Source organism: Flavobacterium sp. MEB061 (assembly GCF_000834715.1).
Lineage (GTDB): Bacteria > Bacteroidota > Bacteroidia > Flavobacteriales > Flavobacteriaceae > Flavobacterium > Flavobacterium pectinovorum.
Genome location: NZ_JXQR01000022.1, coordinates 170,939 through 193,122 on the forward strand (window position 1 = coordinate 170,939; position 22,184 = coordinate 193,122).

The following is a 22,184-nucleotide window of genomic DNA, read 5'->3' on the forward strand; positions in this document are numbered from 1 at the left end:
TTCAAAAATTCAGTTCTTCTTGTTGTGGTAATGACCTTAAAAAGTTTTTTTTACATTCTTCTGGTCACGTTTTCACTTTCTGCAATTTTAGAATTGTGCGTTGTAAAGTTTCCCAATGACATTTTTAAATTTAGACTCTGGCGTTACGGTGCGAGTTTTTGCAGTTCGATTATACTGGAAATGCTTTTGTGGCCATTTTTTGCTTATATGGCAGATATTTCCTGGCGTCATGATGATTTAGAACTTATTGCCACTTTTTTAACCGAAGCACTATTTGTTGCTACATTAGTATTGCTGCTGCAGGATTTTGCTATTTTAAGATTGGCCAAAACAAAAGCCGAAATGGAAAATTCGAAACTACAGCTTCGTACGGCCGAAGCAGAAAATTTGCTTTTAAAACAACAGATTCATCCGCATTTTTTATTCAATTCGCTCAACACTTTAAAAGCACTTTACAAAAAAGACCTTACGCTTGGAGAACATTATTTAATACAGCTTGCCGGATTTCTTCGCGCTGCCGTATCGCTTAACGACAGTATGATTACGACGCTTGAAGAAGAATTGGATTTTTGTCAAAACTATCTCGAAATGCAGAAAATGCGTTTTGGTGAAGCTTTAGAATGGGATATTAAAATCAATGATCCGGAAATGCTAAAAAGCACCGTTCCTACTTTTTCACTTCAGCCATTGGCAGAAAATGCGATCAAACACAATCGTTTTACCAAACAACAGCCTTTGCATATTAAAATAGAACAAAAAGGGGATTATATATCAGTATCTAACACCATAAACCTAAAAGAAGCTGGTGAAACATCTTTAAAAAGCGGCTTGGCAAATCTCGCAGAACGATGCCTGATTTGGTCCGGAAATGAAATTATAATTAATAACGATGGCATTACCTTTTCTGTAAGCTTTAAAGTAAATACCGATGAAAATCATAATTATTGAAGATGAATCGCTTGTAGCCGAAGATCTTGCCAACAGCCTGAAAAACTGCAATGCCGAAATTCAAATTACAGCCTTTTTGGGATCTGTAAAAGAAGCTATTGCTTATTTCAAAAACAATCCTCAGCCAGATCTTATTTTTAGCGACATACAATTGGGCGACGGTTTGAGTTTTGAAATCATAAAAGCGGTACCTCTTCATGTTCCCGTTATATTTTGTACGGCTTTTAACGAATATGCACTTGATGCTTTTAAAGCAAATGGTATTGAATATATCCTGAAACCCTTTAGTGGAAACGAACTGGAAGCCGCTTTGGGCAAATTTCAGAACATGCAAAAATTAATGAGCGGCCAGCTTGCGCAACAATACCAAAAGGCAATGGAAACGATTTCAAATCTGCAACAACCTGTTAGCGAAACTATAATGGTAAAATACAGAGATCGACTGCTTCCTTTTACGCTGGATAAAATTGCCCTTTTTTATGTCGAAGCAGAAACTACGGTTATGCATGCGCACAATGGCAAAAGTTATATTTTGACCGAAAGCCTGGAAGATCTGGAAAAAAGAACCAATAAATTTTTCTTTAGAATGAACAGGCAACAGCTCGTTAACCGAAACGCCATAATTGACGTAACAGATTATTTTCCCAGAAAACTAAAAGTAAACCTTTCATTTTCTTTTCATAAAGATGTTTTTGTCAGTAGAGAAAAAAGATCAAAAGTATTGGCCTGGCTTGCAAGTTAATCTTCAAATTCAAATAAAATCATCTACTTACAGACTTTCAAAAACAGTCTTCATTTCTCCGTTTCCTATCCTTTATCACACATTAGTTCAGGCATAACGCCTCAACCGTAATATTGTCCGTTTGAACTTATTTTTTTGGCTTTTAAAGCAATTGCACTACTACTTTCGCAGAGCAATCTTAAATTTAAATGTGATGATTAAAATCAAAATTCCCAATGCCACGTGGCTTATAATGCTGATTGCTATTTTATGCTTTAGCAGTTCGTACGGGCAAAACACCCAGATTAGAGTTTCGGAAATTCGATCCGGAAAAGGACAAATTATACTCAACGTTTTCAAAAATAGCGAAGATTATGAGGAAGAAAAAGTTTCTAAAAAACTGGTATTCGAAAAGAAAATTGAAAACGGCTCCATGATTATTAATTGTACGCTGGAACCCGGAACATACGGCATTACTCTTATTGATGATGAAAATAAAAGCGGAGAACTTAACAAAAACATGTTAGGAATACCAAAAGAAGGTTTTGGTTTCTCTGATTTCTTCATGGAAAAAATGAAAAAACCCGCTTTTGATGATTTTAAAGTCAATGTAAAAAATCAAAACAACAAAATTAGTATCAGAGTAAAATACATGTAAACCAAATTAAAAACGACGTAAAACTAAAATTAAAAATTATGAAAATTAAAACAGCCCTTACCTTAATTCCTGTAAAAATAATGGCTATCGCAGTCCTGATTATAACATCATCTTGTGATAATAATGAAGTAGATCCGTTTGGTTCTGCAAGGCTTAAAGTCGTAAATGCAGCTCCTAATGCGGGTTCTCAAAAATTTGTTATGGCAAATATTCCTTACATAGGCAATCTGAGTTATTTAGAACATTCTGTATCGTATCACGATGTAGCGGTGGGCAATAATTTAGTAAGTCAGTTCAGGGATGAAAATGATAACGATTTGTATGCCACAGAAGAACTTGATCTGGATGACGATAAAAGATATACCGTATACTTAACCGGAGAATCAAGAGACGACGCAGAAGTGAGACTTTATGAAGATAACATAAGCGCGCCAGCCAGCGGAAAAGCAAAAGTAAAATTTATCCATTTAAGTTCGGGAGCCCCAAGTAATATTGATTTTCTGGACGGACAAGGCAACAGTCTTGCATCAAACCTTGTAAGATACAGCCAAAGCGGTTATTCAGAAATTAATGCCGGATCTGTAAGCGTTCAGGTTCGCGGTACAGGAGGATCTGAAAATCTGGCGACATTATCAGCAACTGATTTTGCGGCCGGAAAAGTTTATACTGTTTTTATATCCGGATCTGTAGCATCCGGATATACGGTGACACAGCTTTCACAGAATTAAATCATAAAAAAAAGAGCTGTTTATCAACAGCTCTTTTTATTCAAAAATTATAAATTACTTCATTGAATCGTTTACAGTCTGACTGTCTACAAATTGCTCAAAGCTTATTATTTTTCCATCTTTCAATTTCCAAATATGTGCTACTCTTGCTGCAAACAACTTATTTGTTTTTTTATACGTTCCCGTATACGTTCCAAAAGCCACTACTCTATCCTCGTTTGCAACATAATCTTCCGGGGTAAATTTGTAATCAATCCACTCACTTCCTAACCTGCTGAAAACATTTTTGGTAATGCTTTCTAAACCTATATAAGTTCCTGCGTACGGAAAACCTTTGGCTTCTGTCCAGGAAATATCAGCTGCAGCATATTCTGCTAAATTTCTTCCGTTTTCTTCCGAAGTTTTTCCTTCGTAAGTACTTTTTATAATTTCAAGATTTGTCATTGCTTTTTTATTTAAAGAACAGCCTGACAATACTAAAACTATTATCAGGCCGGAGCTTATTAGTTTTACCATTTCATTTCTCCCGTATTTACTTTCGCTCCTATCATCAAAGCAGTTTCAAAAGTAAGTGCAGGATATTTTGTTTTTAAAGTTTTGATTAAAGCTTCAGAAGTTTTATTGGTTTTTAAAGCTTCTTCATAAAACTGAATATAACTTTTGGTATGATTTACAGCAGCAATATCAAATGGTGAATTTGAATTGGCATGCGCCGGAATTACAATTTCAGGATGTAGAGCACTAATTTTATCTAAAATCGAAATCCAACTTTTACGTTCTTCAGGCTTTTGCGCATCTGCCATCCAAAGATGAAAAGTGGTTCCGAAAACATTAATACCGCCAACAACGGCTTTGATAGAAGGAATCCATACAAAAGTCTCAGCCGGAAATTCTTCCAAACCTATAATTTCTAATTTCTGACCTTCTAATTCGATGCTGTTTCCTTTTAAAACCTGAGGTGAAATTACGTTCGAAGTAATGTTTTTACCCAATCTTTCGCCCCATACTTCTAATTTCTTTTGAGATGTAGCTTTAATGTGTTCTACCGTTGAAGGAGACGCATAAACAGTTACTTCCGGAAAATATTTTTTGAATACTTCCAGTCCGAAATAAAAATCAGGATCGCCGTGAGATACATAAATTGTCGTTAGTTTTTTGCCGCCCGCCTTAATTTCCTGTGCTACTTTTTCGGCTTCCGCCAAAGTAAATTGGGCATCGATCAAAACGGCATCGGTTTTTCCGGATACAATTACTGATGCTACACCAAAACTGTTTTCTGATGCGTTGTAAACCTGAAGTTTAAGATTTTTAGCTTCAATAATTTTGAAACTTTGTGCTTGTGTTTCCATATTCAATAAGATTAAAATTGTTGTAAGTAGTATTATAACATTCTGTTTCATTTTGTTTGGTTTAAATTAACCCTGCAAAGATGAAACCTTATGCAATCTCAAAACATTAAACTAGTTTAATAAATCAATGAAATCTTATTTTTTCAGCGCAATTTTCTTTCGAATATTACTCAAAAAAACATTGGTAATACCCAAATAGGCAGCGACTTGAATATTGGAAAGACGCTGAATAAGCTGCGGATATTTTTCTGAAAACTCAATATATCTGGACTCTGCGGTTTTGCTCAGATTATCGATCATTCTGCGTTGCAGGGCGACATGTGTTTTTTGTGTCATAACCCGAAATAACTTCTCTATTTCCGGCATATTAGAATAGGCAAATTCTTTATCTTTTTTAGATATTAAAAGCACCTCGCTATCTTCCAGAGCTTCTATAAATAGCTGTGATGGTGTTTCGTTGGTAAAACTGTCGATATCCGTAATCCACCAGTTTTCAATTGCAAAATACAGTATTTGCTCAAAGCCATCCTTGTCGATATGATAAACCCGAAAAAGCCCTTTTATAACAAATCCTTCAAACTTGCAGACTTCGCCTTCCCGAAGCAAAAAACTTCTTTTTTTGATTATTTCATGTTGAAATAAATTGCAAAATGCTTCTGTTTCAGGATTTGAAAGAGCAATATGTGCTGCAATATTTTTTTGAAGAAGTTCTTTCATCTCATTAAATATCTGAAAAAGTTACAAGCTATTTTTAGTTGTTTCCCTGTGCAAAGTGCCCCAATCACTTAATTGAAGACAAATAGGTACGAGTTTTTCTCCTATTGGAGTAATTTCATATTCTACTCTTGGCGGTACTTCTGCAAAAACAGTTCTTTTAACAATTCCGTCACTTTCCATTTCTCTCAATTGAAGTGTCAGCATTCGTTCTGTAACCTTTTCGATTTTACGTTTCAATTCGCTGTATCGCAGTGGGCCACTTGCTAAATTAACCAGAATTAATATTTTCCATCTTCCTCCAATAACTTCAACTGCATACGTCATATCGCAGTTCGACAGGAATTTTCTATTCTGGTTATTGGTTGATTTTTCCTTTATTTTACTCATTACGTACATTTTTGTATGTATCACACATTTGGTTGGCTATAGTACAAATTTAGGGTTTGTTATTTAATATTGTACCATAAATATTTAAATAAACAAAAATGAACACTATATCAAAATTATCTAAAACAGTTGTTTTTCACGAAGCAGGAACCCCAGAAGTTTTAAAAGTAGAACAAATAGAAACTCCGGCTCCGCAGCCGCACGAAGTAAGAATTCAGGTAAAATCTATTGGCGTTAACAGAGCAGATGCCATGTACCGCGCGGGAATGTATATTGAAAATCCTGTTTTTCCTGCCAAATTAGGTTATGAAGCTGCCGGTATAATCGAAGCCGTTGGATCTGAGGTTACCAATGTAGCAGTTGGTGATGTTGTAAATGTTATTCCCGGATTTTCATTGCACCACTATTCTTCTTACGGAGAATATATTTTAATGCCGTCGTACGCAGTGCATAAATATCCATCTGTTTTATCTTATGATGAAGCGGCGGCTTTATGGACCAGTTATTCTACGATGTACGGAATGCTGATCCATTCGGGAAAATTAAAATCGGGAGAGTTTGTGGTTATTAATGCTGCTTCAAGTAGTGCCGGACTCGCGGCAATTCAGCTTACGAATTATGTGGGAGGGATTTCTATTGCTTTAACAACCTCAGCCAGGAAAAAAGAAGCTTTATTAAAAGCTGGTGCATCGCATGTTATTGTTACATCTGAAGAAAATATTGCAACAGAAATTGCCAAAATCACAAATAATGTTGGTGCTCATATCATTTTAGATCCTGTTGTTGGAGCAAAATTCAGTAATCTTTTAAGTGCTGTTGCCGAAAATGGAAAAGTATTCGTTTACGGTGCTTTAAGTCAGGAAGCGGCAAGTTTTCCCACTTTTGCTGTTATGATGAAAACGCCAACCATTAGAGGATATTCTGCGATTGAAGTTTTGGCTAATGCCGATATTTTAGCAGAAGCGATTGCTTTTATCGACAAAGGTATAATCGAAGGAAAATTAAAACCGGTTATTGATAAAGTTTTTCAGCTTGACGAAATTGTAGTGGCGCACAACTATTTGGAATCTAATCAGCAATTTGGTAAAATTGTAATTACTGTTTAATTGAAAATTCAAAAACTAACAAATTCAAAAAAGGCTTCATTAGTAATGAGGTCTTTTTGAGTTCTATATCAGCCCATTTAAATAAAAACAAAAAAATTGAGTTCGCGTATTTTTAAATTCAGCTGCCAATTTAACGAGTTGGGTAATTTTTTTCAATACCAATCCTTAGCCTGAAACTATCTTCGTCATTAATCTTAAATTTTATACTAATGACAAAGTTACTGACTACCATTTTATTATTTTGCGCAACGCTATTAATGGCACAAACCGAATCAGATTCATTATCTGAAAAATTCTCCGTTGATTTTGGAGGTTCGTTTGGTGTTTTTGTTCCTTTTAAAGGATCTGGCAAAGATTTTCCTGATGATAAAAACCAACTTGGCTCTAATGGTGTAACTTTCCTTCAGCTAAACTATAAAGAGCATTATTTTGCTAAATTACAGTTCGGACAAACCACGGTGTCTTATAAATCTATTCAAAACTCTAATGGTTTTAATTCCATCATAGATTCAAAAGCAAACAGCACCACGATAGGCATCAATCTTGGATATCAATATAAAATCAAACATTGGCAGCCTTTTGTAATGATGGGATCGGGTACGTCTTTTATCGACTCTCCTAAAGCATCGCTGATAAACGAAAATACGATAAGCTACACCACTAAAACCGGCAATTACCTTTACATCTCAGGAAGTGTTGGTGTTAATTATGTATTCAACAAATATTTTATTGTTTCTCTTGAAGGGCAAGCCTCTACACTTCCAACGGCGCCTTCGGGTTCTGATACGCATTTAAGTGGTATGAGTATGCAGCTTGGATTAAAATCATATCTTTTTAGTTTTTAAATTATGTCTACGTATGATAATTTCAGTCTATAAAACAAACGTTAACACAAAATCTAAATTAAGAAAAGTAAAACCTGTTCTTAATAAAGTACTTTTGGATTCTAAATGGAATTTTGATTTAGAAGATTGTGACAAAATTTTAAGAGTTGAGAGTAACAAAAGCTGCTCTGAATTTTTAATAACAGAACTTTATAAAGTTGGAATATACTGTGAAGAATTATTTTAGATGTAATAACCAGGTCATAGTATTGCACTTTTATTATTAATATTATGTATTTAAGGCGCTATAAATATTTACGTTTATATGGGTATATAGTTTTTACTGTAATCCTGTATCTAATTCTAATACTCCTTAATTCTGACGAGAGTAATCTTCAGGGATGGAAGTTTTATACTCTAATGGATTTTATTATTGAAGGATTATTTTGTTTGATCTTTACAGTAGTATTATTTGAAACCGGTCTTTGGATATCGCAAATTTTTACTAAAAAATCAGTTTCGAAAAAATATAATTTGTCAAGATTTATTTTTCAGCTGCTGCTTCACATCGTTATTGTAAGTATTCTCGCTGTTGTATTTTTTAATATTGATCTTCCTCAAAAATATGGGTATGACGACCTTTTGTTGAGACGGGTTTTAATCATTGGCAGTATATTTTCTATATTAATAACTACAGGTTTAACCGCCGAACAACTTTTTTTTAAATGGAATGAAAGTAAACTCGAAGCTATAGAAAACAAAAAGCAGGCATTACAATTAGAACTCAATGCGCTGAAACTTCAATTAGATCCGCATTTTTTATTTAACAATCTAAGCACGCTTACTTCATTAATTGAGGAAAATCAAGCTACTGCTGTGTTATATGTCACCAATCTTTCTGCAGTTTATCGCTATGTTTTGTCCAACAGAAATAAAAATCTGGTTGTTCTAAAAACGGAATTGGATTTTATAACGGAATATTTGTTTCTGTATCAAATCAGGTATGGATCTTCTATCGTTATCCATATCGAGGAAAATAATGCTAATTTAAGTAAATTTATACCTCCTTTAACGTTACAGCTTTTGATTGAAAATGCAATAAAACACAACTCTTTTTCCTCGACGATGCCGCTTCTTATTAGCATTAGTTATGAAGATCAATGGATAATAATACAGAATAACAAGTCGGCTAAATTTACCAAAGAACCCAGCGAAGGAATTGGTCTGGCACATATTTACCATAGTTATAAAATAATAGGCAGTACGCCTCCTGTGGTCAATGATTTGGACACAATTTTTGAAGTTCGAATACCTTTACTTAACAATTAAAAGTACTTTATGATAACTGTTTTAATTATAGAAGATGAGGCTGCCAATGCTGCGAGACTGCAAAAAATGCTTTTACAATCAGAAGAAGAAATTGTAGTTACAGCAGTTTTACAAACAGTGCGCGAGAGTATTGCATGGCTTGAAAAAGAAAAAAGTCCTGACATTATTTTTATGGATATTCGCCTTACAGATGGTCTTAGTTTTGAAATCTTCAATCAGGTGAATATCAAATCGTATGTTATTTTTACAACTGCTTATGATGAATATGCCTTGCAGGCATTTGAAGTAAACGGAATAGATTATCTTTTAAAGCCTATCGAACAAAAAAAATTGGATTTGAGTATCAAAAGAATTAAAAGTTTTATAACTCCTGAGCCTGACAACAGTGTTGTGGAAATTTTAAAAAAAATGCGCCTACATAAAGAGATTTACAGATCACGATTTTTAATTAACCATAAAGATTTATTCATCACAATCCCCTGTACTAATATTGCCTATTTTAGTTCTGAAAATAAAATAGTATCTCTTACCACACATTCCAACCAAAGATATGTCATCAAGCAAACGCTCGATAAGAATTAAATCCCAATGATTTTTTTAAAGTGTCCAGAAACTACATCGTTTCTTTAAAATCAATCCATAAACTATCCCAATCTTTTGATTATAAACTAAAACTGGAGCTCACTCCGGCAATTAGTGAAATAATACTGATAAGCAGAGAGCGCGGTATTTCTTTTAAAAACTGGCTTGACAGCAAATGATTTTGGGGTTTCAATTAATTAGAAGAAACAATCTGATATAAAACAAAAAAGCCACTCGTTAGAATGGCTTTAATCTCAAAATTATTTATTTTTATTCCTGATCTGCAAGAAGTACAACCTTGCCATTTACACCGCCAGCTGTTAAGAAATCCTGAGCTATTGCAGCTTCTTCAAGCTTAAATGTTTTGGAAACAATTGTTTTGAATTTCCCCGCTTTTATCAAATCAATTCCGTTTTGTAAAGTCTTGGCAGAAATGTCAGAAACCACAAAATTAGCTTTTACATGGTATTGTTCTGCCAGCTCTTGCGATGGCGGCATAGCGATACTCAAAAGTTTACCACCAGGTTTTAAAACTTGAAAAAGTTTTACCTGAGCTTCGCCTCCGGCTGTATCTGCAACTAAATCAACATCTTTTGCAATACCTGAAACGTCCTGCAATTTATAATCAATCACTTCGTCGGCACCAAGGCTTTTTGCTAATGCCACACCGTTTCCAGAGGCTGTTGCAATAACGTATGCGCCGGCTGCTTTTGCCATTTGCACCATTGCACCACCAACTGCGCCGGCCCCACCCTGAATCAAAACTTTTTGACCTTTTTCTAATTTTCCTTCTGTAAATAAAACAGATTGAGAAGTACCAATATTAACGACCATTGAAGCTCCTTCTTCAAAAGACAAACCTTCGGGTTTTAGCAAAACAAAATTTTCGTTTGCAGTTGCATATTCTGCGTAAGCATTTTTCCAGGTAAGAGCAATAACCTCATCTCCAACTTTAAATTTTGATACGCTCCCGCCAACGGCAACAATTATACCTGAAGCTTCACCGCCCGGTATAAACGGCATTTCTACAGGACGAATTTCCTTCATTAATCCCATTCGTATTTTCATATCTATCGGATTCACGCCTACTGCTTTAACCTGAATTAAAACATCATTTTCATTTTGAATTGATGGTATCGAAACCTCAACGAGTTCAATCACAGCTGAACTTCCGTAATCTTTGTATTGAATTGCTTTCATTATTTTGAAGTATAAAGTGGATAATCTGTATAACCTGTTTCACCCGGAGAATACAATGTGCCGAAATCTACATCGTTGAGGGAAAGATTTTTTTCAATGCGTTTTACAAAATCGGGATTCGCGAGAAATCCTCGACCAAAGGCAACAAGATCTGCAGAATTGTCCAATAGTTTTTCTTCGGCTGTTTCTGCTGTAAGTCCATTACAAATTATGATTGTATTGGTAAATACGGCACGGATTGCCTTATATGTTTTTTCCGGAATTTCAGGATTGGCCGAAAGATGAATATAGGCGATGCCTAATTTATCCAGTTCACTGCTTAGGTAAGTATAAGTTTGATGCACTTCTTCTGCATCATACGCAGCCTGATCACTTAATTGAGAAAACGGAGAAAAACGAATTCCGACTTTATCCGAACCGATAGCTGCTGCAATTGCTTCTGAAATCTCTAAAATAAGTCGGCTTCTGTTGATAAGATTGCCTCCATAAAGATCTGTTCTGTTATTTACATTTGGATTTAAGAATTGTTCCAGTAAATATCCATTGGCACCATGAAGTTCTACACCATCAAAACCGGCAAGAATTGCATTTTTAGAAGCATTTACAAAATCTTCAATAACACGCGTTATCCCATCTAAACTAAGAGCCACCGGAACGGAATGTTCCTGCATGCCCAGAGAATCAGTAAAAATTTCACCTGCCGCCTTGATATCCGAAGGTCCTACGGGCAGAATTCCGTTTGGCAAATTGGCAACATGAGCGATACGCCCGGTATGCATTAACTGCAGAAAAATTTTTGATCCATTTTGATGTACGGCATCTGTAACTTTTTTCCAGCCTGCAACCTGCGCTTCAGAATAAATTCCGGGAATACGCGGATATCCTAATCCTTCCGGACTTGGCGAGGTACCTTCGGTAATAATCAAACCAGCACCAGAGCGTTGTGCATAATAGTTTGCCATGAGTTCATTTGGAAGATTGTCTATAGCTCTGCTTCGGGTCATCGGCGCCATTACCAGATGATTTTTAAATTTTATAGTGCCTTTCTCAAAAGGCGTAAGTAACTTTTTCATTTTGTTCTATTTAATTATAGGAACAAATTTAGAAGTTAATATATGGGCAAAATAACCAAAAAAGACACAAGAATAGTCCTATCCGACAGTTACATTTTTAATATCGAAGATGAAAAAGGATACTTATATAGTATAAGAAAACTTTTTGGGTGTGATGCCGTACTGCTTCTCAAATAATCTGCTGAAATGACTAAGGTTTGAAAATCCCAACTCGTAACCAACTTCAGAAACAGAATGTTTGGCTTGCTTTAACAGAAAAGCTGCTTCTTCCATCCTCGCTTTCTGATAATAATTATAGATGGTATCTCCAAATGTTTGTTTGAAAAGCTGCTTGAGTTTCGTTTCGCTCATTGAAGCAATAATAGCCAATTCACTTAAAACCGGCGGAGTACTAAGATCGTTTAGTATTTCGTTGCGAATGATTAGAAGTTTTTGTGCATCGTTACTATTTATATTCTTAAAAGTTGTGTTCTCCCTAAGTGATAATTTACTAAAAAGCAAATACATTAATTCCTGTACTTTAATTTGTACATAAAAATTATTCATAGAATTATTCATGTCGACCGATACAATATTTTTAAGAAGCAATTGCATTTCAGGATCCAGATTTTCGAAAAAAAGAAAAGAAGCGTCTTCGGCAGTAATAGTTTGTATTGTAGTGTTAGGCTTTTCTATAGATAAAACCGAATGCAATCTGCTGGCAGTAATACCCACTACAACATACTGAATATTGCTTCCGGCAGGAAAACGAATTTCTGTTCGCAAATCATTTGTAGAAAGAATTATAGAAGAATCGTTCTTTTGAAAAAATGGGATATTTTCCTCGTTATTACATTTAACCTCAAGATCTTCTTTATTATTATAAAAGAAAATAGTTCGCACATTATTCGCCTTTACTGCCGGATTACGTTTAAGAATTAAATCTTCCTTTAATATATACCGATGAATCGTTAATTTAAAATCATCTCCAAACCCAACTTTACGCACATAACCTTCGCCCAAACTTGCAGGAATTTGCAATACATTATCTCGCACAGGAACATTTATTTGTTTTGAAAACAAAGTTATAAAGTCAAAACCCGGTGCTGCTGTAAATTCAAAAATCATTAGGAAGCTATAGAGAATACTAAATTACTGCAAATAATTATATTTTACTCTTTATAAACTCATTTTATAATTGGAGCGATTACCAAAAACAAATTGTAAAAATGTATCACGTCTTCCGACTTTTGTATAAGTACTAACGATGACCCGTACTCTAAATTTGCCTCATTATTAATCATATAAAGAATAAAATGAGCAAAACAATTTTAATCACAGGAGCATCTTCAGGTTTTGGATTGATGCTGGCTAATGACCTTCATAAAAAAGGGTTTAACATAATTGGAACAAGCCGCGAACCAGAAAAATACAAAGTTCCGTTTAAATTAATGCGTTTGGATATTGACGACGATAATTCTATTAATGAATTTAAAGAAAGACTCTCTAAAGAAACCAAACAACTGGATGTTTTAGTAAACAATGCCGGTTTTATGATAACGGGTATTGCCGAAGAAACGCCTATTGATGTAGCCAGAAAACAATTTGAAACCAACTTTTGGGGAACAGTTAAAGTAACAAATGCAATTATACCTTATTTTAGAAAACAAAAATTTGGGCAAATTATTACTGTTAGCTCTATTGTTGGATTGATTGGACCACCAAATTTATCTTACTATTCTGCTTCGAAACATGCTGTAGAAGGATATTTTAAATCATTACGTTTTGAGTTGAATCAGTTTAATATTAAAGTTAGTGTTGTAGAGCCTGTATGGTTTAAAACAAATTTAGGGCATAATGCCATTTCTTCAACAGGAAATATCGGGGATTATAATACCTACCGAAAACTTGTTAATGCAGCTACTCAAAAAGGTTTAGATGAAGCAGAATCTCCAGATGCCGTTGCTAAAATTATCACTAAACTAATTGGCACAAAAGAACCTAAGTTTAGTAATCCGGTTGGTAAAATGTCGGGAATGATTGTTTTTCTGCAGCATTATGCACCAAAAATGTTTGAAAACTCGATACTAAAAAGTATTAAATAAAATAACCCGACAAACACAAATTAATAAATGTATAGTTGGAATGTTTTAAGATTGTTTAGCATTCCAATTTTATATTTAAAACAAGAAAAATGAAAAATAAAATTATAACAAACGCCGTACTTAAAATAGATCCTCAATTTATCAATGAAGTACTTCCATTTGCAATCGAAACCAGGAATCATATTTTACTTGAAGAAGGATGCGAAATTTTCATATTGATGAGAAAAACAGATGAACCTAATACACTCGTAATTTTTGCTGTTTATACCTCAAAACAAACTTATGACTGGCATCTTGAGCAAGATTATGTGAAAAGTTTTTTTGCTTTTTTGAATGGAAAACTGACGGATGCCCCAGAAGTAACTTATCTCGAAGAAATTTGAGTAGTGATAAATTTTAAAGCGTAGATTTATAATGTATAAAACTGTAAAGAATGAAAAATTACAAAACGATAAGTGAACTCTATATTTCCAATGGATTTCCGCCACCTGAAAATCCTTTACTTGGTTTGGTGACGTTTGAAGAACTAAAAAACTGCACGTTTGCTGAAACAGAATTCACAATGAATTTTTATAAAATAGCTTTAAAGAAAGTAAAATCAGGAACCATTTTATACGGAAAAACGAAGTACGATCATGACAATGGTTCGATGGCATTTGTAAAACCGGGTCAGAAAATTACAATGAGCGATATTGAGCTAACAGAAAAAGGCTTTATGATTTATATTGATGAAGATTTTTTAATGAATACCAATCTTTATTCAGAAATAAAAAAATATGGCTTTTTTGATTATGAAGTAAATGAAGCTTTGCACTTATCACCCAAGGAAGAAGAAACCATTTGGGATTTGTTTCATAAAATAAGACTGGAATATTACAATAACCAGGATGATTTTAGTAAAGATATTATGCTGACTCATATTGACTCTATCCTAAAATATTCGCAACGCTATTACAAACGACAATTCTTAAACAGAACCTCAATATCCGGAACAATAATTACCAGGTTTACCGAGATACTTAAGTTATATTTCGAAAGTGGAAAACTTCAAAAGGAAGGATTGCCAACCGTAAAATATATGGCAACACAACTATCATTATCTGCAAGATATTTAAGCGATTTATTGAAACAGGAAACTGGTAAAACAGCTTTGGAGCACATCCATATTTCTTTGGTTACAGAAGCTAAAAATCTCTTGTTGAGTACAAACAATACAGTAGCTGAAACAGCCTATCAACTAGGTTTTGAGAATCCTCCTTATTTTTCCAGATTATTTAAAAAAGAAGTTGGATTAACGCCAACAGAATATCGTGAACAGTTTTTGAATTAATAGAGGAATCTTTGATTTATTATAAACAAAAAAGCCACTCAAACGAGTGGCTTTTGATGTGAACTTAGAAGGAGTGAATTCCAACCTTTTACTGGAAGATTTGAAACTTTTAGCTGACTCGTTTGAGGATATTTTGTAATGCGAAAGTATTTTATCATTATCTCTTAATTAAATATTTTATAAAACTGTTTTACATTTCACCAATGAAGCTAATCCTTTTTTTGCTACAATAAGTTAATGTGCTACTTCAATAATTTATATTAAAAAAATTAAATTTTCGTAGCAAAATCATGGCACATGAATTTTTACAAACCAGAAATCTTGCAAAATCAAGGGCCAGCAAATTTAGGTTTGAAACTTATTAGAAAATGACTCGGACGAATTGATTCAGCTTCACAACCAAATTATTATCATGCTATTTCTAACATATACTCTATATCTATTAAATTATATACGCATAAAATTAGATTGTATGGTATGATTATTTCTACAGACTAAGCAGGCATGAAAAGCAAATAAAAATGGGCTTTTGCGTAGAGATCATCTAATAACTGCCTCATTTATTGAAAAGAAGCCATTCCAATGGAGACGGCTTCTTCTTTTATTATTAAGGGTCGACGTGGGTGTATAAGGCCATTTATTTGTTATCAATACGTCCTTTAGCACCCGAGACGTCATTGAGCTCCTTTTGCTTATCAGCCCAGCTTGTATCTTCAGGGTTTAAAGCACTGTGCAGGTAAGCAAGAATGCACTGGTTCACGAATTCTACCCTTTCCGGGCTTTCATCTGTCGTTTCATTGGAATCATATCCGGATATTCCGCCAAAAATGTGTTCGGCTCCATATACTGTCAGCAGGCTTTTTTGACCGGGACTCAAAAAATATCCGTCAGCGCGCCAATTGTCTACTTCTGAGAAGTTTGGATTTATGTCTTTATCACCGTTCACTACCAGCACTGGCTGATCCATCGTCGAGAAATCGAGATTATTCAGCACAGGATAATGTTCTTTGGCAGACTGCACTAGTCCCGCTGGAGCGCCGGGAGCACCTATCATCACGCAAGCCTTCAAACGATTTTCAGCGGCATTTACTATCTTATTGTCAGTTGGATTGATAACCTGCATGCCGGCAAGCATTCCAACAGTATGTCCTCCCATCGAATGACCAACCACACTTATCTGCTCTTTATTCACTCGAGCATTCAAGCCTGGCACTTTTGAGAGGATCTGGTTAAGATTATCAATTATAAATGAGATGTCTTTTGGCCGTGAGCTCCAAAATAGCGGAGCTTCAGGAAGGCTTGTATCAAGTGCCAATGATTTGGAATTTTGGTGCGTTGGCTGAATAACTACGAATCCATTCTTTGAAAAGAAGTCGACCATTGGTCCGTATCCGTACATTGAAGAAAGGAAGTTCGAGCGCCCATGTCCATGGGAAATAATAAGAACTGGCAGATTAGCCCCAATTGCAGGCGCCGTTACTTTAATCTGAAGGTCCACGTGACGATCAGTCACAGGCATTACGATTGGACCGTATGATATTACGGCGGTTTCTGAAATTTTTGTCATGATATATTGATATTTAATTACATGACAAAGTTCCATAAGTTACTAAGATGAAATGTAACTGAACCGCGGAAATGCCTAACCAAAATGGAGCGAATTCAAGACAAAGACATAAGGGCTAATACAGCTGACAGGATTTGTTAGTCGGAAGTACCAATTTTATAATAAAAAAAATACAGCCTTGGCCGTATTTAATTATTCTGAATAAGCTGGATTTTAAGTTTGAGTATAGTACAGTTAATTAAACATTTGTCTAAATTCAAGCGGTGATGCTTTTGCTTTCAATTTGAAAAAACGGCTGAAAGACTGCGGATGTTCGAACCCAAGATCAAAAGCGATTTCTCCAATCGTCAATGAAGTCAGTGCAAGTTTTTCTTTTGCTTTTTCGATGAGTTTGTTATGGATATGCTGCTGGGCATTCATACCTGTCAACGCTCGCAGCATGTCGCTAAGGTAGCTTGATGAAACATTTAAATGGTCAGACAGGAATTGTACTGTCGGAATTCCCTGGCTCGCTGTCTTCTCATTATAGAAATAATCATCCAGTAAGGCTTCGACCCTTTCAAGCATGTTATTGCTGGCAATTTTCCTGGTTATGAACTGGCGTTTATAAAACCTGTTGGCGTAGTTTAACAGCAACTCAATTTGCGATATTACCACTTCTTGGCTGAATTCGTCAACCCTGCTGTTGAGCTCCTGTTCAATGATGTCGAATACTGACAGGATAATTGTCTTCTCGCTTTCAGACAGATGCAGCGCTTCATTAGTCGCGTAGCTGAAAAAACCACACTGCTTGACTTTACGGGCTAGTGGAAAACCGTGCAGGAAATTGGGGTGGATCAGCATCGTATAAAAAGACAAATCTTCTGTATCGCCATCGCCGTCACTTCCAATAACCTGGTTAGGTGAGGCGAACAATAAACCGCCTTCATCAAAATCGTAAAAGCCCTGTCCGTAGCGCACCTTTCCGCTGAGTGCTGTCTTGAATGAAATTTTGTAAAAATTCAAAACATGACAACCGGATGGTCGGCTTGAACCTTTCAGGTCCTGCGCATTCAAAAGACTAATAAGCGGATGCTTCGGCGCCGGCAGCCCGAATGCACGGTGTACGGCTGTAATTGATTCAAAATCTAGGTGATTGCGGTCTTCTTTTTTCATAATATCACTTTTAATAATGCTGTTTCGCCAGCATTAAAGACAAATCAAAGTTAGCTATATGATAATAAATATACCTAACCTAAATGAGCATTGTTGTAACCGAAATGGATAATTCCAGTTCTTTTTAGCCTTATCAGGAATATTAGCTGCCAAAGCTGGAGGATCTCATATACTGAAAGCGGTTGTACGTATTAGTATTTGGGGCACTTTTGCAATGGCAATGTCGGCATTAGTAGGCTGCATTTTTGGAGTTCATACTTCCTAAATAACCGACAGCTAATTAAAAAATTAATCTAATCTTAAGCGGGTAAAAAAAATAAGATCCCTGACTATTCGTTATTTCGTATATATCTAAAAATAAACTGCTAAATGAAACTCATAACATTATTCCTTTTATTAATTATCCTTCCTATCAACTGGGAGCCTGACTTTAATAATGCAAAAAAAACAGCAAAGGAAAAACACGAATTAATCCTGCTGAACTTCTCCGGCTCAGACTGGTGTGGGCCTTGTATTGTGTTACGCAGAGATTATCTTGAAAGTCAGGTGTTCGCAGATATGGCGAATGAAAATCTGGTATTAGTTAATGCTGATTTTCCAAGAAAAAAGAAAAATACAGGAACTCCTGAACAGGTTAAAAGAAACGAAGATCTAGCCGAAATATACAATAAAGAAGGAAGTTTTCCCCTAACCCTGCTTCTGGATGCCGATGGTAAAGTACTAAAAACCTGGCACGGAAAACCAGAAACTACTCCTGAGCAGTGGACAGCCGAAATAAAAGCGATCTGTGACAGCCGAAAATAACATATCGAAAAACCAAAAATATTCACAGTCCCTAAAACTCATGGGGAACAACTTTACTATTACTGTTGTTGCCGAAAACGAGAAAATTGGAAACGAGAATATTAATCTTGCCATTGAAGAAATCAGACGGATTGAAAGACTGCTGACAACTTACAAAGATGACAGCCAGACCAATCTGATTAACAACAATGCCGGAATTAAAGCAGTAAAAATAGATCTGGAAGTTTTTAATCTTATCGAAAGATCTATCGGGATCTCGAAAATTACACAAGGTGCATTTGATATTTCTTACGGAAGTATCGATAAAAGTCTTTGGAATTTTGATAAAACAATGACCAGTCTTCCTGATTCTGAAACCGCACTCAAAATGGTTCATCTTATTGATTACAGAAACATAATTCTGGACAAAGAAAACACAACTGTATTTTTAAAAGAAAAAGGAATGCGGATTGGCTTTGGAGGTATTGGAAAAGGTTATGCCGCCGAAATGGCAAAACAAATACTCCTTAAAAATAAAGTGCATAGCGGTATTATTAATGCCAGCGGAGATCTCTCGGCATGGGGATTACAACCCAATGGTAAAAAATGGACTATTGGTGTGGCAGATCCAGATTCACCAAATGCAGCATTCTCTTATATGGAAATCTCCAATAAAGCAGTGGCGACCTCTGGTAATTATGAAAAATTTGTAACCATTAACGGTAAAAAATATTCGCATACCATTGATCCAAAAACAGGGCTGCCAATAGCCGGAATAAAAAGCGTTACCATTATCGCCTCGAATGCTGAATTTGCAGATGCAATGGCAACTCCAATAGCTGTTATGGGTATTAAAGCCGGCTTGTTTTTAATAGATCAGATACCGGATCTATATTGTATTATCATCGACGAGGACAATAAAATTTACACTTCTAAAAACATTAACCTGAAATGAAAAAGCTAAAGCAAAAAAATTTCGTGCTCCTGTGCAGTATTGCTTTTATCGGAATACTGTTCACTTCCTGCAGTTCGGTAAAGGAATACCAGAAAGGAAAAATCAACGATTCTGAAATGGTTCTTTCTAATAGGAAAATCGAAAAAACAGAACTCAGTTTCCAATCCTACCGAGAAGGAGCTTCCGGAGCAAATTCAGGAAAAAGCGGCGGTGGCTGCGGTTGTAACTAATTTTCATACGATCAAAAATGAAAAGAATATTCATTACAGGATTTGCTTTGCTGGCATTATTTCAAACAAGGGCACAAAATGTTCCTACTGATTCTACCAGTTACAAAAGCAAAAAATTAAAATTGGAAGAAGTAAATCTGGTTTCCAGTTATTATAAACAGGACGGAAATAATTCTGCCGTTACAGGAGGAATTGGTTCTGAACATCTTACCGATATTGCCAATACCATTGATGTTAAACTGGTAAAATACGGCGAAACCGGAATCAAGCATACTTTTGATATCGAAGCCGGGATTGATCATTATACCTCGGCATCATCAGATATGATTGATTTGAGTGCCAATTCATCTGCATCCTCTTCAGACAATCGCTTCTACCCTTCTGTAAGTTATTTGAGAGAAAATGAAGAGAAAGGAAGAACACTCGGAATCGGCGTTTCATCATCGACTGAATTTGATTATCAGTCTTTTGGCGGCAATATTAGTTTCTCCCAAAAAACGAAAGACAAAAACGGAGAATTTACCGCTAAATTCCAAACCTTTATAGACCAGTTAAAATTGATTGAACCTGTTGAACTTCGCACTTCCGGAGGCGAAGGTAATGACAGCGCCAACCGAAATACCTTTGCAGGAACTTTGAGTTATTCTCAAGTTGTAAACAAAAACCTTCAGGTAATGCTTGTGGGTGATGTTATCAGTCAAAATGGTTATTTAAGCCTTCCTTTTCACAGAGTTTATTTTGCAGACGGTTCCGTACATCAGGAAAAAATGCCAGATACCAGACTTAAAATTCCACTGGGAATCAGAGCCAGTTATTTTTTAGGAGACAATGTAATTATTCGCGCCTATTACAGATATTATACCGATGACTGGAGCCTCAGAGCACATACTGCTGATCTTGAAATTCCGGTGAAATTAACACAGGCATTTTCAGTGAGTCCATTTTACAGATATTACACCCAGACAGGAACGAAATATTTTAAACCATACGGAGAACATACTGCCGTGGATGAATACTACACCAGCAACTATGATTTATCAAAGTTTGACAGCAGTTTCTTTGGAATGGGAATGAAATTTACTCCCCTTAACGGAATCTTTGGTCTGAAACACTGGAATACCTTAGAGCTACGTTACGGTCACTATACAAGGACTACTAATATGAAATCTGATATTATCAGTATCAACATTAAATACAAATAGTTAAAAACTTAATTCTAATTTACATTCATCAAAAAACCACCAAAGTCGTTTGACGATGGTGGTTTATAATTTCAGATAATCAGTACTCTTTTGTTTAGAAATCTTATTCAGGAATTGAACAAACTTTCGAAAAGAACTGCGGGTAATTTTGATCTATTCGAAAATTGGAAGGGATACCTTTCTTACCATAAAAAGCTAAGACGATCTTAATGGAAGTCTCATAAAAATTAAAGTTAGATATAAATTTACATCAATCTCCAACAGAACATCCTAACCAAATTGCTGAAGCCAATGAAATTATGCCCTAAACAGTACTAAGCCAATCTATTAAAATAGTCAATAATTTTATAGAAATTTTTTCTTGTTCATGTCACAAACAACGCAAATGGCACCAATTGTAATCAATTGGCGCCATTTTATATAAAGTTTATTAAATAGTATATTAGTTTATAATGAATAAAATATAGTTATTCTATTATTTCAAGACTTGACAGGAAGCAAATGATATTACAGCTAAATTAAAAGCTGTTGATAAAAAAATCAAATAGAAGATAATGCTTTAGTGAAAATCTTTGAAAGATTTTCTGAATTTGAAACCTCAGATAAAAGACATCTTGTAAATCTTATTCCACCGACTGATATTGATTTTAAAACAGGAGCTTTTTCTTTATATTTAAATCAAGCATTTTTAAAAATTTTATCAAAAAAAAATAACCGAAAAACTAAAAAAAAAGAATTTCATTGAAAAGAATATTTCAGTAGAAAAAGCCGTTATTATTCTTTCCAAGAACGGCATTCAGATAAATGAGAAAGAAGCCAAAATCATAGTAGAATTACTTTATTTAGTATCAAAAAATTACGACAAACCAAAAGAGAAAAAATATCATATCGTTAATGAGACTTCGAACCACCGTTAGTCCCTCTTAAATCAAGAATAACCTGCTTTTAGAATGTTATTTCAAAACAGACTAGGGACTCCCCATGAAAAAAATCGAACCGTAAAACACTAGAAGATAAAAGCCTGACAAACAAACATTTATAGGTATAAAAAAAGAGACAACTACTTTGTAGTTGTCTCTTCAAGTGATCCCAGAAGGATTCGAACCTTCGACCTACGCATTAGAAGTGCGTTGCTCTATCCAGCTGAGCTATGGAACCAAAAAGTTTTTTATTAAAAACTCTTAAAAAAAGTCGGGGTGGCAGGATTCGAACCTGCGGCCTCCTGCTCCCAAAGCAGGCGCGATAACCGGGCTACG

Annotated in this window: 25 protein-coding genes and 1 tRNA gene; 16 read left to right on the top strand and 10 right to left on the bottom strand. The window is 35.1% G+C overall.

Translation table 11 applies throughout. The annotated features are described in order from the left end of the window. Positions 1-30: 30 nt before the first annotated feature. From RT99_RS12470 to RT99_RS12485, 4 genes are all read left to right on the top strand, one after another. On the top strand, positions 31-948 hold the full coding sequence (locus RT99_RS12470) for a sensor histidine kinase (protein ID WP_165587199.1): 918 nt from the start codon (positions 31-33) through the stop codon (positions 946-948). Continuing rightward, the gene (locus tag RT99_RS12475; protein WP_042565088.1) at positions 929-1,690 is read left to right on the top strand and encodes a LytTR family DNA-binding domain-containing protein; all 762 of its coding nucleotides are present in this window, start codon (positions 929-931) and stop codon (positions 1,688-1,690) included. Before RT99_RS12470 ends, RT99_RS12475 begins: the two co-directional genes overlap by 20 nt. 193 nt (positions 1,691-1,883) lie before the next feature. Beyond that, a complete protein-coding gene (locus RT99_RS24695; RefSeq protein ID WP_052483659.1) occupies positions 1,884-2,327 on the top strand; it encodes a DUF2141 domain-containing protein in 444 nt (147 codons plus the stop codon). A gap of 38 nt (positions 2,328-2,365) precedes the next feature. Next, positions 2,366-3,055 carry a DUF4397 domain-containing protein gene (locus RT99_RS12485; RefSeq protein WP_042565089.1) on the top strand — a complete coding sequence of 230 codons (690 nt, stop codon included), beginning with the start codon at positions 2,366-2,368 and terminating at the stop codon, positions 3,053-3,055. A 54-nt stretch (positions 3,056-3,109) separates the two neighbouring features. Here RT99_RS12485 and RT99_RS12490 read toward each other — a convergent pair whose 3' ends face one another. From RT99_RS12490 to RT99_RS12505, 4 genes are all read right to left on the bottom strand, one after another. After that, on the bottom strand, positions 3,110-3,499 hold the full coding sequence (locus RT99_RS12490) for a nuclear transport factor 2 family protein (protein ID WP_042565113.1): 390 nt from the start codon (positions 3,497-3,499) through the stop codon (positions 3,110-3,112). Between the two features lie 65 nt (positions 3,500-3,564). Further along, on the bottom strand, positions 3,565-4,455 hold the full coding sequence (locus tag RT99_RS12495; protein ID WP_052483660.1) for an MBL fold metallo-hydrolase: 891 nt from the start codon (positions 4,453-4,455) through the stop codon (positions 3,565-3,567). Between the two features lie 84 nt (positions 4,456-4,539). After that, a complete protein-coding gene (locus tag RT99_RS12500) occupies positions 4,540-5,121 on the bottom strand; it encodes a Crp/Fnr family transcriptional regulator (RefSeq protein ID WP_042565090.1) in 582 nt (193 codons plus the stop codon). 21 nt (positions 5,122-5,142) lie between these two features. Then, the gene (locus tag RT99_RS12505; protein WP_042565115.1) at positions 5,143-5,508 is read right to left on the bottom strand and encodes a helix-turn-helix domain-containing protein; all 366 of its coding nucleotides are present in this window, start codon (positions 5,506-5,508) and stop codon (positions 5,143-5,145) included. A 98-nt stretch (positions 5,509-5,606) separates the two neighbouring features. Between RT99_RS12505 and RT99_RS12510 the strand changes: the two genes are divergently transcribed. The 5 genes from RT99_RS12510 to RT99_RS25930 all read left to right on the top strand — a co-directional run bounded on the left by RT99_RS12510 (position 5,607) and on the right by RT99_RS25930 (position 9,528). Beyond that, entirely contained in the window at positions 5,607-6,614 is a 1,008-nt protein-coding gene (locus RT99_RS12510; RefSeq protein ID WP_042565091.1) for a zinc-dependent alcohol dehydrogenase family protein, read from the top strand. Between the two features lie 209 nt (positions 6,615-6,823). Beyond that, entirely contained in the window at positions 6,824-7,459 is a 636-nt protein-coding gene (locus RT99_RS12515) for an outer membrane beta-barrel protein (protein WP_131494914.1), read from the top strand. Positions 7,460-7,972: 513 nt separating this feature from the next. After that, positions 7,973-8,767, top strand: a complete 795-nt coding sequence (locus tag RT99_RS12525) for a sensor histidine kinase (RefSeq protein WP_165587200.1) — start codon at positions 7,973-7,975, stop codon at positions 8,765-8,767. Between the two features lie 9 nt (positions 8,768-8,776). Further along, complete coding sequence (locus RT99_RS12530) at positions 8,777-9,349, top strand: LytTR family DNA-binding domain-containing protein (RefSeq protein WP_207384889.1); 573 nt, start codon at positions 8,777-8,779, stop codon at positions 9,347-9,349. A 20-nt stretch (positions 9,350-9,369) separates the two neighbouring features. Further along, entirely contained in the window at positions 9,370-9,528 is a 159-nt protein-coding gene (locus tag RT99_RS25930; RefSeq protein WP_207384890.1) for a LytTR family transcriptional regulator DNA-binding domain-containing protein, read from the top strand. A 91-nt stretch (positions 9,529-9,619) separates the two neighbouring features. Here RT99_RS25930 and RT99_RS12535 read toward each other — a convergent pair whose 3' ends face one another. The 3 genes from RT99_RS12535 to RT99_RS12545 form a co-directional block, all read right to left on the bottom strand. Then, positions 9,620-10,549, bottom strand: coding sequence for an NADP-dependent oxidoreductase (locus tag RT99_RS12535; protein WP_042565094.1), 930 nt, complete (start codon positions 10,547-10,549; stop codon positions 9,620-9,622). After that, positions 10,549-11,622, bottom strand: a complete 1,074-nt coding sequence (locus RT99_RS12540; RefSeq protein ID WP_042565095.1) for an alkene reductase — start codon at positions 11,620-11,622, stop codon at positions 10,549-10,551. The genes RT99_RS12535 and RT99_RS12540 overlap by 1 nt, the downstream gene beginning before the upstream one ends. 123 nt (positions 11,623-11,745) lie before the next feature. Continuing rightward, entirely contained in the window at positions 11,746-12,729 is a 984-nt protein-coding gene (locus RT99_RS12545) for an AraC family transcriptional regulator (protein WP_042565096.1), read from the bottom strand. Positions 12,730-12,917: 188 nt separating this feature from the next. Between RT99_RS12545 and RT99_RS12550 the strand changes: the two genes are divergently transcribed. The 3 genes from RT99_RS12550 to RT99_RS12560 all read left to right on the top strand — a co-directional run bounded on the left by RT99_RS12550 (position 12,918) and on the right by RT99_RS12560 (position 15,036). Further along, on the top strand, positions 12,918-13,706 hold the full coding sequence (locus tag RT99_RS12550; protein WP_042565097.1) for an SDR family oxidoreductase: 789 nt from the start codon (positions 12,918-12,920) through the stop codon (positions 13,704-13,706). Between the two features lie 89 nt (positions 13,707-13,795). Further along, on the top strand, positions 13,796-14,089 hold the full coding sequence (locus RT99_RS12555; RefSeq protein WP_042565098.1) for a putative quinol monooxygenase: 294 nt from the start codon (positions 13,796-13,798) through the stop codon (positions 14,087-14,089). A 50-nt stretch (positions 14,090-14,139) separates the two neighbouring features. Further along, positions 14,140-15,036: an AraC family transcriptional regulator gene (locus tag RT99_RS12560; RefSeq protein WP_042565099.1), complete on the top strand. Its 897-nt coding sequence runs from the start codon at positions 14,140-14,142 to the stop codon at positions 15,034-15,036. Between the two features lie 637 nt (positions 15,037-15,673). Here RT99_RS12560 and RT99_RS12565 read toward each other — a convergent pair. Both RT99_RS12565 and RT99_RS12570 read right to left on the bottom strand, forming a co-directional pair. Then, positions 15,674-16,603 (bottom strand): chlorophyllase, encoded by a 930-nt coding sequence (locus tag RT99_RS12565; protein ID WP_042565100.1) that lies wholly within the window; start codon positions 16,601-16,603, stop codon positions 15,674-15,676. Between the two features lie 234 nt (positions 16,604-16,837). Further along, positions 16,838-17,758, bottom strand: coding sequence for an AraC family transcriptional regulator (locus RT99_RS12570; protein WP_042565101.1), 921 nt, complete (start codon positions 17,756-17,758; stop codon positions 16,838-16,840). A 369-nt stretch (positions 17,759-18,127) separates the two neighbouring features. Here RT99_RS12570 and RT99_RS12575 point away from each other — a divergent pair, with 369 nt between their 5' ends. The 4 genes from RT99_RS12575 to RT99_RS12590 are packed head-to-tail and all read left to right on the top strand — an operon-like array spanning position 18,128 to position 20,928. After that, positions 18,128-18,562 carry a thioredoxin family protein gene (locus RT99_RS12575; protein ID WP_042565102.1) on the top strand — a complete coding sequence of 145 codons (435 nt, stop codon included), beginning with the start codon at positions 18,128-18,130 and terminating at the stop codon, positions 18,560-18,562. 40 nt (positions 18,563-18,602) lie between these two features. Next, positions 18,603-19,496, top strand: coding sequence for an FAD:protein FMN transferase (locus RT99_RS12580; RefSeq protein ID WP_042565103.1), 894 nt, complete (start codon positions 18,603-18,605; stop codon positions 19,494-19,496). Continuing rightward, positions 19,493-19,726, top strand: a complete 234-nt coding sequence (locus tag RT99_RS12585; protein ID WP_042565104.1) for a DUF4266 domain-containing protein — start codon at positions 19,493-19,495, stop codon at positions 19,724-19,726. The genes RT99_RS12580 and RT99_RS12585 overlap by 4 nt, the downstream gene beginning before the upstream one ends. Positions 19,727-19,743: 17 nt before the next feature. Further along, the gene (locus RT99_RS12590; protein WP_042565105.1) at positions 19,744-20,928 is read left to right on the top strand and encodes a DUF3570 domain-containing protein; all 1,185 of its coding nucleotides are present in this window, start codon (positions 19,744-19,746) and stop codon (positions 20,926-20,928) included. Positions 20,929-22,012: 1,084 nt separating this feature from the next. Here RT99_RS12590 and RT99_RS12600 read toward each other — a convergent pair. Continuing rightward, a tRNA-Arg gene (locus RT99_RS12600) sits at positions 22,013-22,086 on the bottom strand. Positions 22,087-22,184 lie beyond the last annotated feature (98 nt).

What these genes read in the sequence shown, in the direction of transcription:
- RT99_RS12470 (WP_165587199.1), top strand. Translation starts at nt 31, where the DNA reads ATGACCTTAAAAAGTTTTTTTTACATTCTTCTGGTCACGTTTTCACTT.
- RT99_RS12475 (WP_042565088.1), top strand. Translation starts at nt 929, where the DNA reads ATGAAAATCATAATTATTGAAGATGAATCGCTTGTAGCCGAAGATCTT.
- RT99_RS24695 (WP_052483659.1), top strand. Translation starts at nt 1,884, where the DNA reads ATGATTAAAATCAAAATTCCCAATGCCACGTGGCTTATAATGCTGATT.
- RT99_RS12485 (WP_042565089.1), top strand. Translation starts at nt 2,366, where the DNA reads ATGAAAATTAAAACAGCCCTTACCTTAATTCCTGTAAAAATAATGGCT.
- RT99_RS12490 (WP_042565113.1), bottom strand. Translation starts at nt 3,499, where the DNA reads ATGACAAATCTTGAAATTATAAAAAGTACTTACGAAGGAAAAACTTCG.
- RT99_RS12495 (WP_052483660.1), bottom strand. Translation starts at nt 4,455, where the DNA reads ATGAAACAGAATGTTATAATACTACTTACAACAATTTTAATCTTATTG.
- RT99_RS12500 (WP_042565090.1), bottom strand. Translation starts at nt 5,121, where the DNA reads ATGAAAGAACTTCTTCAAAAAAATATTGCAGCACATATTGCTCTTTCA.
- RT99_RS12505 (WP_042565115.1), bottom strand. Translation starts at nt 5,508, where the DNA reads ATGAGTAAAATAAAGGAAAAATCAACCAATAACCAGAATAGAAAATTC.
- RT99_RS12510 (WP_042565091.1), top strand. Translation starts at nt 5,607, where the DNA reads ATGAACACTATATCAAAATTATCTAAAACAGTTGTTTTTCACGAAGCA.
- RT99_RS12515 (WP_131494914.1), top strand. Translation starts at nt 6,824, where the DNA reads ATGACAAAGTTACTGACTACCATTTTATTATTTTGCGCAACGCTATTA.
- RT99_RS12530 (WP_207384889.1), top strand. Translation starts at nt 8,777, where the DNA reads ATGATAACTGTTTTAATTATAGAAGATGAGGCTGCCAATGCTGCGAGA.
- RT99_RS12535 (WP_042565094.1), bottom strand. Translation starts at nt 10,549, where the DNA reads ATGAAAGCAATTCAATACAAAGATTACGGAAGTTCAGCTGTGATTGAA.
- RT99_RS12540 (WP_042565095.1), bottom strand. Translation starts at nt 11,622, where the DNA reads ATGAAAAAGTTACTTACGCCTTTTGAGAAAGGCACTATAAAATTTAAA.
- RT99_RS12545 (WP_042565096.1), bottom strand. Translation starts at nt 12,729, where the DNA reads ATGATTTTTGAATTTACAGCAGCACCGGGTTTTGACTTTATAACTTTG.
- RT99_RS12550 (WP_042565097.1), top strand. Translation starts at nt 12,918, where the DNA reads ATGAGCAAAACAATTTTAATCACAGGAGCATCTTCAGGTTTTGGATTG.
- RT99_RS12555 (WP_042565098.1), top strand. Translation starts at nt 13,796, where the DNA reads ATGAAAAATAAAATTATAACAAACGCCGTACTTAAAATAGATCCTCAA.
- RT99_RS12560 (WP_042565099.1), top strand. Translation starts at nt 14,140, where the DNA reads ATGAAAAATTACAAAACGATAAGTGAACTCTATATTTCCAATGGATTT.
- RT99_RS12565 (WP_042565100.1), bottom strand. Translation starts at nt 16,603, where the DNA reads ATGACAAAAATTTCAGAAACCGCCGTAATATCATACGGTCCAATCGTA.
- RT99_RS12570 (WP_042565101.1), bottom strand. Translation starts at nt 17,758, where the DNA reads ATGAAAAAAGAAGACCGCAATCACCTAGATTTTGAATCAATTACAGCC.
- RT99_RS12575 (WP_042565102.1), top strand. Translation starts at nt 18,128, where the DNA reads ATGAAACTCATAACATTATTCCTTTTATTAATTATCCTTCCTATCAAC.
- RT99_RS12580 (WP_042565103.1), top strand. Translation starts at nt 18,603, where the DNA reads ATGGGGAACAACTTTACTATTACTGTTGTTGCCGAAAACGAGAAAATT.
- RT99_RS12585 (WP_042565104.1), top strand. Translation starts at nt 19,493, where the DNA reads ATGAAAAAGCTAAAGCAAAAAAATTTCGTGCTCCTGTGCAGTATTGCT.
- RT99_RS12590 (WP_042565105.1), top strand. Translation starts at nt 19,744, where the DNA reads ATGAAAAGAATATTCATTACAGGATTTGCTTTGCTGGCATTATTTCAA.